The following is a 14,240-nucleotide window of genomic DNA, read 5'->3' as shown; positions in this document are numbered from 1 at the left end:
TTTCTACAGCTTTTTTTCCAAGATATCCAAATAGTATTGCAATCAGAGGACCTGTAGTCCCAGCTGACCTTGTAAGAGATAATGGAATGACTGGTAATTATACCGGTTTTCCAGCAACTTTTCCAGATCCACCAACCTATTTAAGTTACCCGTTTATTGATGGGAAAATCACTTTTAATGACCCTTCAGATGGAGCTCCATTTGATGTATTGGATCCTAACTATTTCTTAGCTCCTTCCGAGAGATTTACGATAGGTGGAGGGAGTAGAGTTGAGGATTGTGCTTTAGATGGGTACCGCAAAGTTTTTATAGATCTAAGACCTAATGGGGCTGGGACTTATACGATCACCATGGATATGTTGATCACCACTGCTTCAGGGCAGCAAGTAGTGAATATCTTCAATAATGTTCCATATAATTTTAGTGCTCCACAAAACCTAAAAGTTGGATTTGCTGCTGCAACTGGTGATAGAACAAGTTTTCATGAAATTAGAAATGTGACAGTAGAGGTTTCTAGTATTGATGCAATTTTGGCTCCTGACCCAGATCCATTGAATGAGATAGTTTGTTTTGACGAAGATTTGACCTTCAATTTTGAAGTTGATCTAAATGCGACAAACCAATTTATCCGGTGTCTTCAATTGTATGAAACGAACCCAGGTCCACCAAATAATAACCCTAATCCAAATGGGGATCCCTTTGTTGGGAATTGTGGATTATCAGGGGTTTGTGAAGAGAAATGTAAGCCAGAAAATAAAATTATTACTATACCGGGAGTTGGAACTTTTGAATCCATTTTAGAAGAATTGACTGATTCTAATTTTGGTGACGAAAGGAATAAAGCATCTATAAAATTTACTCCTGAGCCTGGATTTTTTGGAACGCATACGATCTACTATACAGTCATAGACAATTATGGATTAACTTCTTTTCCTGAAACTGTTACTGTAACCGTAAATCCTTTCCCAAAAATTGATGGGTCTGGAGCCGTTATAGGACCTACCTGTAATGGACAGAATGATGGTTCTATCAATAATGTAATCTTAAAGGACTTGATTCCTGGCTATGTTTTTAACTGGAAGGACCAGTTTGGAAATGTATTGCCTGCCTCAAATTACACTGTAACTGAAACGGCAGTTGGTGGATATATTGAGGCAACTGTAGGAGTAACTGGTGTAAATCTTGGAGAATATTTTTTGACAGTATCAAATCCAGCTACCAACAATATTTGTGAAGATGTCTTTCCTTTTGATGTGACTGACGAAAGAGGAACACCAGTAATAGTCGATGTTGATGATCAGCAGATTTGCGCAGGGACACCGGTTGTTTTTGAACCAAGGATAGATCCAGCCTATGGAGTGAATCCTACTTTTTTGTGGTACAAAGACAACGGAAAAACCCAGCCTATTACAAATGGGTTGACCGAAGGAAGTATTGAATATTCAATTGTAACTCCTGGAATACTTACTATAACTGGATTACCAGAAAATGCTTCAGTTTATGAATTCTTTGTGGAAGTAGCAGCTGATCCTGCTCAAAATCTTTGTGCTACTCCGGCAGGCTCATTAAAAGTGGTTCAGGCATTGGTACTACCACCTTTAAATATTAACGCCACAGTCACTGATGATCTTTGTCGTGAAGCTTCTGGACAAATACTCGTAAACCCTACAGGCGGTTTTGGAACATATACTTATAGTATTGACGGAGTGAATTATCAGAATTCTAATACTTTTTCGGGATTACTTCCAGGCACCTATACAATTGATGTAAATGCAGGGACAAATTGTATTGGATCAATAACCAGAGAAGTATTAGGCCCAGATGAGCCTTTGTCCATTACTTATTCTAATCAAGTAAATCCTTCCTGTGGATTGGAAAATGGAGAAATAACTTTTGAAGTCTCGGGGGGGACGCCCGGATCGGGTTATACATTTACTTTGGATGGCAATCCTGTAAGTCCAACCCTTTCCAGTGGGATATATACAATCACTGGAATTGGGGAGCTTCCAACTATAATAGTCGAAGTAATCGATTCTAATGGTTGTAATGCAACAATAACAACTCCAGCTTTTAACGCTACTCCTATTCCTTCTTTTGATGCAACGGATGCAGTTATTTGTCCTGGAGAAACTGCAATCCTAACCGCTCAAACAATAGAATTGAGTAATGCTACCAATCTACAATACACTTGGTTGGACGGAACAGGAAATACAATTTCAAACGGAACTTCCAATGGGATTACTTATGCTGTCAATTCTACAACCGGAGAACTTACAATTGATGGTTTAGCCGAAAATGTTACTCCTTATAATTATTCCCTTGTTGTAAGCGGGGATAATCTTTGTAACTCCAATTCAATCCCTGCGACTGTTACGGTTAACCCAGTTCCAAAAATCATTGACGCTACCCCGACAGATGTTACCTGTTTTGGAGGGAATGATGGAACCATAACTCTGAATCCATTAGATCCAGCGCTTGCGACTAGTTATGAATATAGTTTAGACGGAGGGTCAACTTTCCAGTCTTCAAATACTTTTAACGGTCTTATTGCAGGTACATATGACTTTGTAATAAGAAACTCTGGGACTAATTGTGCAACTACCCTAGATGGTATTGTCGTAAATGAACCATCTGAGATTATTTTGGGTCTTGATCAAGTTATCCAACCCGCTTGTGGGGAAGAAAATGGTTTATTGGAAATAAGTTTTTCAGGGGGAACACCGGATTATACAGTTGCCCTGTTTAGGAATGGTGCACAAGTTGAATCAGTTTCAGCAGCTACTTCCCCAATTATTTACCAGGACCTTGCACCTGGAATCTACGAAGTCAGAATCACAGATGGCAATAATTGTATTCAATCACTAAGTCAAGAACTTATTGATGATGTTGGAATTGCCATTTCAGCTGATCCAATGATTGATGAGATTTGCGAAGGTGACATTGCTACTTTTACTCCAGTAATCACCACCACTGGAAATCCTTCCTTACAATGGTTTAAAGATGCTGGAGCAAATGACCCGATTACTTCAAGTGCAACACCAGGGTCTGACGGAATTACATATTTAATTGATCCTACAACACTTGAAATTACAATAGATGGATTGCAGCCTGGCGACTATAGCTATTATTTGGTGGCGACAGGAGCAGGTTATTGTCCATCACCTCCATTCGAGGCAACTGTTAAGGTTTTTGAAAAATTAGATGCAAGTACTCAAGTCACAAATGAAATTTGTTTTCAAGCAGCAGATGGAACCATTACTGTCAATGCAACCGGTGCGGATGGAAATTATGAATTTAGCTTTGAAGGTGGACCATTCGAAACTAACAATGTTTTCACCGGATTGGCTCCTGGCGACTATACCATAGATATAAGAAGTGGAAATGGATGTGTTTTCCAGGTAATTGAAACTATAGAAGGACCAAGCCAACCTATTACAGCAACTGCGGATAGGTTAAGAAGCTCATGTTCTGAAGCCAATGGATCTATCGATAACCTTCAGGTTTCTGGGGGTTGGGGTAATTATACGATTGAATGGAGAAAAGGCTCTGATACTGGACAAATTGTTTCAGGAGATTTATCAGGAGCCCCAAATCTATTGCCAGACACCTATTTTGCAATTATTACAGATGAAGAAGGATGTCAGTTTATTGAATCTTTCCTAATAGAGGAGCAACCACTTCCTGGTTATGATATAACCCAAACAACTGTTTGTGAAGGAGAAGATGTGATACTTACCCCTGTAAATACAGTTTCAGGAAGTTCACCCTCTGATATTTTCTGGTTTAAAGACCAAGCATTGACCCAGCCTATTCAAGAAGGTACAGATCCTGTAGACCCTAATATTAGTTACTCTATTTCTACATCAGGTGAGCTTACAATACAAGGACTGCCTGGTTCAACCAGTCCATACACCTACTATCTAAATGTAGTATGTGGAAATCAAATTGTGGAAGCAATTGCTCAGGTAAATCCACTACCGACACCAGAAATGGAAGCACAGGATGTTTTATGTTTTGGTGAAGCAAATGGAATAATTCGATTGACCTCCGCAAGTACTTCTGAATATGAAGACACAAATTATCTCTTTACCATATCTCAAACTGGAGAATCCAATACGATTGGGGAATTCTCAAACTTAGTCGCCGGGACATATGACGTTATAGTAGTCAATACAAATACTAATTGTACTACTACCCTAGAACCTATTGTCATAAATGAGCCAACAGAACTTATTGCTGGAAATGAAGATTCAGAATCCCCGATTTGCCAGCCTGATAATGGTTCTATTTATTGGGAAGTTTCAGGTGGTACTCTGCCTTATTCTTATTCATTAACTCTTGATTCTTCACCTGTTACTGGTTTTAGTGTCCAGCCTCAAGGGATCGGATTTGAAATTACTGGTTTGATAGGAGGAGATTATGAGCTTGTTATTACAGATGCAAATGGTTGTCAAATACCTTTAAATTATAGTTTAATACCTCAGGTAGATCCTGAATTTGAAGTTTCAAATACAAGTATTTGTGAAACAGAGGATGCAACCCTCATCCCACAAATTGTTGAATTGGGTGTTCCAGTATCTACACCAATATTTAAGTGGTTCAGAGACCCCCAAGGGAACCAAGAGATTTTAAATGGTTCTGCTGATCCTAATCTTTCTGGAGTCTTTTATGAAATATCAGGTAACTCCGAACTGACTGTTTCTGGCTTACCACCTTCGGCATCACCCTATGTTTATTACCTTGAAGTAACAGGGAATAATACTTGTAATCAAGATCTCATTCCTGCAGAAATCTTAGTAAATCCACTTCCAACCCCGGATTTTGAAACAGAACCTGAGCAGTGTTTTGGTGCAGCAGATGGAAAAATCAAGGTATCGGCTAATGGTCTTTCTACCTATACTTATACGATTGCAGGGAGAGGGACCCTAGATGCGGGAGGTTTGGAGAATGAAGATTTTGCACCAGGGTTTTATACAATTGAAGTTGAAAATTCAGCGACTGCTTGTTTGAACACTTTTGAGGTAGAAGTTTTGGGACCAGGGCAAGCTCTAAATGTTGCTCCGTTAACACAGATTGATCCTGGTTGTGGTGCTGATATAGGTATTATTAAAACCCAAATAACTGGTGGCTGGGCTCCATATACTGTTTCTACCTTTAAGGATGGTTCTTTATTGAGTTCAGATGTGGTTAATGGTCCTGTTTTCCAACTTGATGATCTTGCTCCTGGGGATTATTATTTAGAAATAAGCGATGCAGAGGGATGTCTTGTCACTTCGAATACTGTGACCTTGGTTTATGGACCTTCTCAAGTATTGGTAGACGATATTGAAATCTGTGAAGGGGAAGTTGCTGTCTTTAAACCCAATGTAAACCCTGCTGCTGCAGGAGCTACTTTTGAATGGTATAAGGATCAAGGTTTAACCCAACCAATAGTTTCCAATTCCACTCCAGATGCCAATGGTCATACGTTTGATATTGCTGCAGATGGAACCCTGAGTGTTTCAGGTTTAGATAATTCCGATTCACCTGTAAGATACTATGTGATAGCAGTTGGAAATGGAGTTTGTCCTGGATTTGTGGCTTCACCTACCGTTCAGATTTTTGACGAACCATCAGCATCATTTAATGTGATTGATGAAGTTTGTTTTGGCGAAAAAGGAAGCATTGTCATGACTGGTTCAGGAGGTAGTGGAATTTATGAATATTCTATCAATGGAATAGATTTCCAATCTTCAAATATTCTGGAAGTCGCTCCTGGAATTTATGATGTAACTGTCAGAAGTGGAGGATGTCAATCTGTTGTTATGGGGATTGAGGTAGAAGGCCCATCAGCACCTATTAGCACAACAGAACCTTCTATTTCTAATCCTACTTGTAATCAAACCAACGGGCTAATTTCATTTGAAATTAGCGGCGGCTATGGGGATTATGTGGTTGCGGTTAACAGAAATGGACAAAACTATGCTAATCTGACGATTTCGGATGGACTTTTGGAAATTCAGGATTTGCCATCTGGAACTTATGATTTTGCTATCACTGATAATGGAGGATGTTTATTTGAAGTTTCTACACCTGTTACACTGGTAGATGGATTAACTCCAGTAGAGGCTCAGGATGAGGAAATTTGTGAAGGGGAGGTAGCCACCCTTATTCCAACGACTTCTCAGCAAGGAATAACACCAGTATTTACATGGTACCAAAATTCAAATGGAACAGGAGAAATTACCAATGGTTCTTCAAATGGAATAAGTTACCAAATAGCTCAAGACGGAACATTGTCAATTTCAGGTCTGACTGGCAAATCCACTCCTTATGTTTATTATCTGGAAATAAGTGGTCCTGGAACGTGTCCTCCTCCACTATTGCCTGTTGAGGTGGTTGTCTATTCCATACCAAATTTAAGAGTTTCAAATCCTTCAATTGTCTGCGACCCTGAAGGAACAGTCGATCTCACTCAATTCATCGAAGGGTTTAATTCGAGTGTATATGACTATCAGATTGAAAGTCCATCAGGATCTATCATGCGATTGGATGAAATTGATGAAGTGGATCAATCAGGAGAATATATTGTACAAAGCAGTGTGAAAGGTTCCAATTGCTGGTCTCCTACTCAGAGAATCCAGGTACTAATTGCAGATGAAGAGTTGATCCCTAAGTTTAATTATGAGATTGACTTGGGAGGTGGAAATATTTTAACAAACGGAGAAGTCCAAATTCAGGAGCCAGTTGCGTTCATGGATAGTACTCTAGGAGATGTCATTATTTGGAACTGGGATTTTGGAGATGGATTTACCAGTTCAGAACAAAACCCATCACATGAATTCCAATCAAAGGGAGTTTATACAGTGACACTTTCTACCATTGATGCTTTTGGTTGTACTGCTGAATTCCAGCGTGTAATCGAGGTATTTGATGATTACATGATCATGGTGCCTAATGCATTTACTCCTGATGGTTTGAAAAATCAGTACTTCAGACCTGAATCTAGAGGCGTCGCTTCTATGGAGTTTTACATCTTTAACACTTGGGGGGAATTGATTTATCAGTCAAAAACCTTAGATGATATTGGATGGGATGGAACACTAAATGGTACTGCAGTTCCAAACGGTAATTATGTTTACAGAGCAGTATTTGAAACAAGATCGGGAGAGACTGTTGAGAAATCTGGAGTTTTTGTTTTGATTCGATAAATGAAATTGAGGATACTATACATCGTTGTTTTTCTAAGTATTTGCTTCAAGGCAACTGCTCAGGATACTCAGTATTCTCAATTCTATGCCGCACCACTTTATTTAAACCCAGCTCTAACCGGTTCAAGTGAACTTACTCGAATTGGTGTTAATTACAGAAATCAATGGCCTGGTTTAGATCAAAGTTTCAATTCCTATTCAGCTTATATTGACCATTATATTTTTGATTATAATTCTGGTATAGGGTTAATTTTTAACGGGAGTCAGGAAAGTATGGCTCAACTATCCACCAATGAAATTGGCTTGTCCTATGCCTATCGAATGCAGATCAATGAAGATTTGTTTTTCAGAGTTGGAGGGCAAGTTAGTTACATGCAGCGAAATGCATTTTTCTCTGATTTAGTCTTCGGAAGTCAAATTGATATCATAAATGGGACAGTTGGTGGTATTACAGATGAGCTTGATGGAGTTCCTCTTGACTCCAAATATAGTTTTATGGATTATGCTGTAGGTGGAATGATTTATACAGATAAATATTGGTTTGGGGTTTCTGCCCATCATTTGTCTGAGCCAAACAGGTCTTTTGTCGAGGGACAAATTTCTAAACTCCCGATGAAGCTTTCTGCTCAAGGAGGTGTTAAGTTTGATTTGGGACATGGAAGCAGAGATTTTTTCACTCATGCCTATTCTGAAAGATCTATTTCATTTGCATTTAATTATAAACAACAAGATCCATTTAGCCAGTTAGATGTAGGAGCTCAGCTATTTCTGGAGCCATTAGTTTTAGGACTTTGGTATAGAGGATTGCCTACTAAAAATTCACTTCCAAATAACGAAGCATTTATTGGTCTAGTAGGAGTTTCACTTGAAAGTGGATTGGATATAGGGTATTCCTATGATGTAACTGCTTCTAGATTGGGTTTAAAAAATAGTGGTGGAGCTCATGAAATATCGATTCGATATACTTTTTTATGGGGAGACCCAAATAGTAGAAATCAAAGAGGTAGAGTCATTCCATGCTTTAAATACTAGGTGGTCACAAGTATTTCAAATCTTCAGCAATTCTATTTAAAATAATGAGTAGCACCAGATCCTTAAATAACAACGCCAAAATTATTTCTAACTTGGTTTTTCCATTACCACTCGAGTTTTAGGAAGGCACTCTGGATAATTCTTTTGGATAAATTCTATCATTTTTTCTCTTACGTAAACTCTCAAATCCCAGGCGGTAGGAGAGTTTTTGGCGCTTACTAATATTCTGGTTTCTACTGTATGCTCTTTTGAGTCACTCACTTGTAAAACTTTCACTTTTTTATCCCAAAGGTCAGTGGTTTCAAGTATCCTGTCCAATTCTTTCCGGAGTTCGTCAAATGGAATTGTGTAATCTGTATATAAAAATACTGACCCTAATAGGTCTCCGGAAGTTCTAGTCCAGTTTTGAAATGGTTTTTCCAAGAAATAAGTCGTGGGTAAAACAAGCCTTCTTAAGTCCCAAATCCGAACCACGATATAGTTTAGGTTGATTTCTTCTATCCAGCCCCATTCCCCTTCCACTACAACAGCATCTTCCAGTCGGAATGGTTGGGTAATAGCTATTTGAATTCCTGCTATCAGGGTTCCTATGGCTTTTTGTGCAGAAAAACCAATGATTATACCAGCAACACCAGCCGAGGCAAATAGGCCAACTCCAATTTGCCGAATAGAATCAAAGGATAGTAAGATTACTCCAAGACCAAATATTATTATAATAAAATTGGCTACTTTCTGTAGGACATTTATTTGAGTATAAACTTTCCTAGCCTTAAGATTATCTTCTTTCGAAATATCAAATTGTTTCAAAAAAGTGATCTTAAATATTTTGATTAAAATGATCAAGGACCAAGTAACACCCGTGATTATCAGAATAGTATTTAAGTGGGGGAGGTAGGAAAAGAAACCTTCCCAGTTCTTTGAATCCTCACTTAAATAAAGTTTTAGAAAAACCAGTGTTAGGGTAACAAGGATTGGTAATATTAGCTTTGTATATCTTTTCATAATTTAAAGATTGAATTGGAAAAAGTCTGAAATCAGCGATCCAAGGTTAAAATCAGAGATATTTTGGGCTAATGAAAGTTAGAAATTAGGTAAATAGGTTCAGAATATCAAAGAATTACCTACTCTTCATTTATTTTAGATTGATAGCTAGAAAATGAAAATGACCATCAAATAGAATAAGATGGTCATTTAATTTATGGTTTAATCCTTATTATTCAGCCATTCCACTGCTTTTCCAAGTCTCAAAAAGCGCGATTTGATCTGCACTCAAAGCAGGTTTTTTGAGTTGAAATGGCATAAAACCTTTTTCATCCTGAGGCATCTGTACTCTTTTTAGGATATCGTCAATGTTGTTTGCCACCGCATTATAGGTGTCAAGATATTTTTTCTTTCCTTCATCTGGAAAATGACAAGGAGTACAGTGAGCTATCATGATAGGTTTGATATCCTTGTCATAAGAGACTGCAGAAAGGGAAGGCGCTGTAGCTTTTTTTGAACTAGTACAAGATTGATAGATAATCAATCCGAATGCAGCAATTAAAAATAAGTAACGTGATTTCATAGAGTTGAAGTTAGAGAGTTGAAATATTTCGGAACATTAATCAGCAATCTGTCCTATAAATCCTTAAGGACTAAAGATAGCTTACTGAAATTTAGCTATTTGTCTGAAAGTATGAAATAAATAATTGTCTAAAAATCATAATCATTATAATATTTTGCCAAGCTAATAGTAAAGCAAATTAAAATTGAACTTTAGATTCAAGCACTTCTTTAAAAACCCCATTGCTAAGAGACAAATTAATTCAAATCCTTTGGAGGCCGATAAACTATTTTTCTAACATTCCATCTTCCATCCATTTAAAAAACACCGCTAGTTCCTCTTCACTTAGCGCCGGTTTTTTAAGTTTGAATGGCATAAAACCCTTCGCAGCAGTATCTCTTTGAGTCCTATCTAAGATATCATCAATTCTGGATAACACTCTGTCGTAAGTATCAAGTTGATCTTTTTCGCCCCCAGGAAAATGGCATGGGGTACAGTGTGCTAGCATAATTGGTTTTATTTGTCCTTCAAAAGTAACAGGGCCTAAATCCGTATTGCTTGTAACTTTTTTTGAACTGGTACAAGATTGATATGCAATCAAGCTAAAAGCACCTAGGAGAATTAAAAATCTGATCTTCATATTATTTTTTTAAGATTAAGAATTATAGGATAATTTTTCATATTTAGGAAAAGTAAATTGGTAGATATTCTATCAAAAATGACTCTTCAAATATGTAGAAGCCTTTAGCAAAAAATAAGTTTCTTCTAATTTTGTTAAATTTCTAAGTATTGATTCTTCTTATTTTAAGGGGATATCTAAAGTTCCACTACACCAGCCAGCCATCAAATCTCCATCATATTGGCCAAGATAATATAGAATCTGCCATTCTTTTTCGGTGTCAATTTGAAGAGATCCGAAAAATTCCTGATCAACCATGGGAACAGGCAACATACTTGAATTACCTCTGATACTATGTTTATATAGCTGCCTAAGTGGTATTCTACTTAATAATCGGTTTGCTAAAACCGTAGGACCTGTAGCTTGGGTAAAAAAGTTTACTGCATAAAGTCTGGATCGATAAGCCTCTGCCAATGCTGTTTTGTTTACAGCCTCTGCTTCTACGATTTTACCTTTCAGCCAAATCATTCGATTTTCAAAGTAGGTGTTTAATTCCTCCGAAGTCAACCCTATTTGTGCCAAACCTTCATCTGAAAGTGCGAATCTCTGATAAGGTAAACGTCTGTCAATTTTCTCATTTGGGAAAATTTTATACAGTTGACAATCTGGATGTTCAGGATCCAATGGATCAAAGCGACTAAGAATTGTTTTTGAGTCATCAGGGGTAGAAATGGAAAAGAGAAAAGGGTTTACCGTAAATCGGTCCGGGTCTCCATCTGAAGTAATTTGATTTCTTCCTTCGAAAATAGGGCCTTTGTATGGTCCATTTGAAGCAGGTCTATTTGCAAAACGGCATAGAGCTCCTTTCATTTTCTGATTTAGTTCTGGAACAGATTCACCATCTATCTCTACTTTATTCACCAGGATTCCTATTCCCCGGGAATTATAAACGGTATAATCAGGAGATGCCTCTCTGATATTTTTGATGTCAAACTGAGGATTGGATCGAAGTGGATCTTGAAAGGCAGGATCTTTCATACCATAGGCTGCTTGAATATCTTTAGCTTGAGACCAAATAGATGGATCTAATAAAGTCTCACCAGCTACTGAATAGGTAAAACCGGAAATACCGCGTTGTTCATTTGAAGGATCGGGGTCTGTAGCTAGCCGACATTGAAAATAACCGTCAAAAGAAATGCTTAATGTTGACATAAAAAGTATTAATTAAAGTTTGTAGAATAATTTTGAAAGCCTTTTGATGAAATTGGGGCAACCATTTTACCTTTCCAATATGCTTCGAAATTTTTGCCAATTCGCTCGAAATTTTCTCCCAGATACCCAAACGAAACAGGAAAATCTCTCGCATCAGGCTGTAAATAAAATGCCATATGATAGCCTCTTTCTTCACAGTCTTTTTTTAACTCGAAGGCTTTATCTTTCATATCATTAAATTTCCCCACATATTTCTCCCAACAATCATAAGGTAAGATTACTTCCTCCCGGGTAGCTGGGTCAGTCTGGATGATATCAAATAGAAAATCAGGTCCTGCACATCGATCCGGTACTTTTCTTCCATCTGGCACAAAACCTTCATCGGCAGGTAATCTGCAAATCATTTCTCCCAGAGGCCGGATAATATTTGTCATAAAAGGATAAAAAGCAGTTTGAAAATAGGCATTCACTTGAGGTGGTCTTATTCCCGTTGTTTGATCAATTTCATAATGCCCGAAAAATCCACTAAGCATTTTAATCATAGTAGTATATGCCTCGTTGAAAAGTTGCATAGCCTTGATAGCAACAGTATTAGTTACTTGGAAAGTAGCATTGCTTGGCATATTAGGGATCAGATTAATTAAATGTCGATCCTTTGAAGTGATATAAGTAGGATTCCACACCACTGGAAGAGCAGGCTCGAAGGGTAAAATAGACTCTTTAAATTCTTCCTTCAATTCTTTAATGATAGTTTGAAATACCCAGAAATGGCTTCCCAATGCAGGGGGTGTCCCCCAGACCCCTTCACCCTCTTCAATAATTTGCGTAATTGCCTCTTCAACATAGGCTTCGAATTGACCAAGTACCAAGGGATTAAGTGCAATATTGAATCCATAATGTTCATCCACAATCCGCTCCATGTTTTGACCTTCAAAGATTTTATATTTCAATCCTATTAAAAGATAAGCACGAATAAAGGTGTAAAGCTGCTCAATGCTGTCGAAATGAGTTCCGCTGCTTAAAGGATCATGGATTTTTTTTAATATATCTTGATCTAAAGATTTGGACAGAAATTTCTTTAAAAAGTCCATCGCCTCTTGATGTGTTTCAGGATGGTTAAATTGGTCTGGACCTTTGTGAGGTATCGTGAACAGGTCTTCTAATCCTTTGGGAATTCCATCTGCCTGAATAGGATCGCTTACTGGAAGATGATCCGGTTTTTCCCAATAACGGAATATTTCTAATGCTACAAGACTGAGTGGCATTAAATTAACTGGCTTTCCAAGAGGAAAGGATGTGGCAGGTACTGGAAAGTTCGGCCGGTACATGTAGGGGTCTTTCCCTAAAATAGCCAAAAGGTTCATGTCATAACAGAGGTGTGTCATTTCCTCTCGTGATACCATTAGTATGTTTGCCTCCCATCTTCGGATTTTTTCAATCTGGGAAACCCTGAGTTCATTTATTTTTTTCTGATCAGGATCTTCTGAATCTGGCTTATAATCTGAAAATTCTTCAGGATATTTCTTTAGACTAAAGCTTGTGAATAAATATTGCATGGCAAGCAGATGCTCGGTAGTACTAGCTTGCTTTAGTAATGAATAAATCAATTCAATAAACTCTTCTTTTTCTGTTTCAGAAATAGATTGAAGCATTTGATGCAGTTCTGCATCTGGTTGAATTTTTTGAAGATTTTTTTGTGACATAGGTAAGAAAAAATTTAATTATGGAAGATGAATCTATAGAAAACCAATTGATTAAATATAAGAGTTAGTTTGGACTACCTCCAATTTTTGGTATATTTCATTCATTCTTTTTATCACTAAAAACTTTTTTCAAACATGCCAAACATTAAAAATGGAGTGAACCTTGACAACATAGAGGCACTCACAGGAGCTATCAAAAATGATCCAAAAGTTGCATTAGTTCAGTTTAAAGCAAAATCCGAATGGAAAGGTGGGACTAAGGCTGCAGTCACAGTTTCAGAGCTTTTTTCCAATGGAAATAATATCCGAAGTGAAGCTAGTAAATTCAATTTAATGGTGGACGAGCCTGCTGTTTTGGGCGGATCAGATGAGCATCCTAATCCGGTTGAGTATCTTGCTTCAGCGCTTTGTGGCTGTCTTACTGCTGGAATTGCTACGAATGCGGCTCTTTTCGGGACAGAATTGGAAAAAATCAATGTAGAAGTTTCTGTTAATTTTGATGTTCATGGGGTTTTGGGAATGGATCGTTCTAAGCCCAATGGTCCTTTGGATTTGCATTATAAAGTGACGCTGAAAGGGAAAAATGGAGCTACTAAGGAGCAGCTTCTTAAGTCTAAGGAAACTTTGGATAAGAAGTCTCCAATTAAAAATACAATTGAACTTCCTTTGAGAGTTACCACCGAAGTTGTAATAGAAGAGTAAAATGACTGCCGGCACTTCATTTGGAGTAGGGTTTTCTGAATCCTCTGATTCTCGAAAGGCCGGAATTCAGGCCTCTAAAGAGGCATTAGTCAAGGCTGAACTTTCTGCTGAGGAAGTTCAGCTTTGTTTTTTGTTCTGTACCTCTAGACATGACCCTATTGACTTTTTTGAGGGAGTGAAATCCGGTCTTAATCCAAAAGTCCAGTTTTTCGGTGGATTTGCTAATGGAACCTGTACCA

General features: G+C 37.8%; 9 protein-coding genes. 4 read left to right on the top strand and 5 right to left on the bottom strand.

From position 1 onward, the window contains the following. Positions 1–86: 86 nt before the first annotated feature. Positions 87–7,190 carry a PKD domain-containing protein gene (locus Q0L68_RS08910; protein ID WP_296701877.1) on the top strand — a complete coding sequence of 2,368 codons (7,104 nt, stop codon included), beginning with the start codon at positions 87–89 and terminating at the stop codon, positions 7,188–7,190. Further along, positions 7,191–8,222, top strand: a complete 1,032-nt coding sequence (locus Q0L68_RS08905) for a type IX secretion system membrane protein PorP/SprF (RefSeq protein ID WP_296701876.1) — start codon at positions 7,191–7,193, stop codon at positions 8,220–8,222. A gap of 87 nt (positions 8,223–8,309) precedes the next feature. Here Q0L68_RS08905 and Q0L68_RS08900 read toward each other — a convergent pair whose 3' ends face one another. The 5 genes from Q0L68_RS08900 to Q0L68_RS08880 form a co-directional block, all read right to left on the bottom strand. Further along, complete coding sequence (locus Q0L68_RS08900) at positions 8,310–9,224, bottom strand: mechanosensitive ion channel family protein (RefSeq protein ID WP_296701873.1); 915 nt, start codon at positions 9,222–9,224, stop codon at positions 8,310–8,312. Between the two features lie 211 nt (positions 9,225–9,435). Then, on the bottom strand, positions 9,436–9,786 hold the full coding sequence (locus Q0L68_RS08895) for a hypothetical protein (RefSeq protein ID WP_296701870.1): 351 nt from the start codon (positions 9,784–9,786) through the stop codon (positions 9,436–9,438). Positions 9,787–10,051: 265 nt separating this feature from the next. After that, the gene (locus Q0L68_RS08890; protein ID WP_296701866.1) at positions 10,052–10,405 is read right to left on the bottom strand and encodes a hypothetical protein; all 354 of its coding nucleotides are present in this window, start codon (positions 10,403–10,405) and stop codon (positions 10,052–10,054) included. A 159-nt stretch (positions 10,406–10,564) separates the two neighbouring features. After that, positions 10,565–11,596: a hypothetical protein gene (locus tag Q0L68_RS08885; RefSeq protein ID WP_296701864.1), complete on the bottom strand. Its 1,032-nt coding sequence runs from the start codon at positions 11,594–11,596 to the stop codon at positions 10,565–10,567. A gap of 8 nt (positions 11,597–11,604) precedes the next feature. Then, the gene (locus Q0L68_RS08880; protein ID WP_296701861.1) at positions 11,605–13,299 is read right to left on the bottom strand and encodes a ferritin-like domain-containing protein; all 1,695 of its coding nucleotides are present in this window, start codon (positions 13,297–13,299) and stop codon (positions 11,605–11,607) included. Positions 13,300–13,434: 135 nt separating this feature from the next. On the opposite strand from Q0L68_RS08880, the gene Q0L68_RS08875 reads away from it, so the two are divergent. Both Q0L68_RS08875 and Q0L68_RS08870 read left to right on the top strand, forming a co-directional pair. Next, positions 13,435–14,001 carry an OsmC family protein gene (locus Q0L68_RS08875; RefSeq protein ID WP_296701858.1) on the top strand — a complete coding sequence of 189 codons (567 nt, stop codon included), beginning with the start codon at positions 13,435–13,437 and terminating at the stop codon, positions 13,999–14,001. A gap of 1 nt (position 14,002) precedes the next feature. Next, positions 14,003–14,240 (top strand): hypothetical protein (locus Q0L68_RS08870; RefSeq protein WP_296701855.1); only part of this gene is annotated, 238 nt, incomplete at its 3' end.

The sequence above is a fragment of the Algoriphagus sp. genome, assembly GCF_024642405.1.
In the GTDB taxonomy this organism is placed as follows: Bacteria; Bacteroidota; Bacteroidia; order Cytophagales; family Cyclobacteriaceae; genus Algoriphagus.
Note: the sequence above shows the minus strand (reverse complement) of the source record. Positions and strands in the feature narration are given on the sequence as shown.

Bases quoted from the DNA above. Each gene is read 5' to 3' on its own strand.
- Q0L68_RS08910 (WP_296701877.1), top strand. From the start codon at position 87: ATGACTGGTAATTATACCGGTTTTCCAGCAACTTTTCCAGATCCACCA.
- Q0L68_RS08905 (WP_296701876.1), top strand. From the start codon at position 7,191: ATGAAATTGAGGATACTATACATCGTTGTTTTTCTAAGTATTTGCTTC.
- Q0L68_RS08900 (WP_296701873.1), bottom strand. From the start codon at position 9,224: ATGAAAAGATATACAAAGCTAATATTACCAATCCTTGTTACCCTAACA.
- Q0L68_RS08895 (WP_296701870.1), bottom strand. From the start codon at position 9,786: ATGAAATCACGTTACTTATTTTTAATTGCTGCATTCGGATTGATTATC.
- Q0L68_RS08890 (WP_296701866.1), bottom strand. From the start codon at position 10,405: ATGAAGATCAGATTTTTAATTCTCCTAGGTGCTTTTAGCTTGATTGCA.
- Q0L68_RS08885 (WP_296701864.1), bottom strand. From the start codon at position 11,596: ATGTCAACATTAAGCATTTCTTTTGACGGTTATTTTCAATGTCGGCTA.
- Q0L68_RS08880 (WP_296701861.1), bottom strand. From the start codon at position 13,299: ATGTCACAAAAAAATCTTCAAAAAATTCAACCAGATGCAGAACTGCAT.
- Q0L68_RS08875 (WP_296701858.1), top strand. From the start codon at position 13,435: ATGCCAAACATTAAAAATGGAGTGAACCTTGACAACATAGAGGCACTC.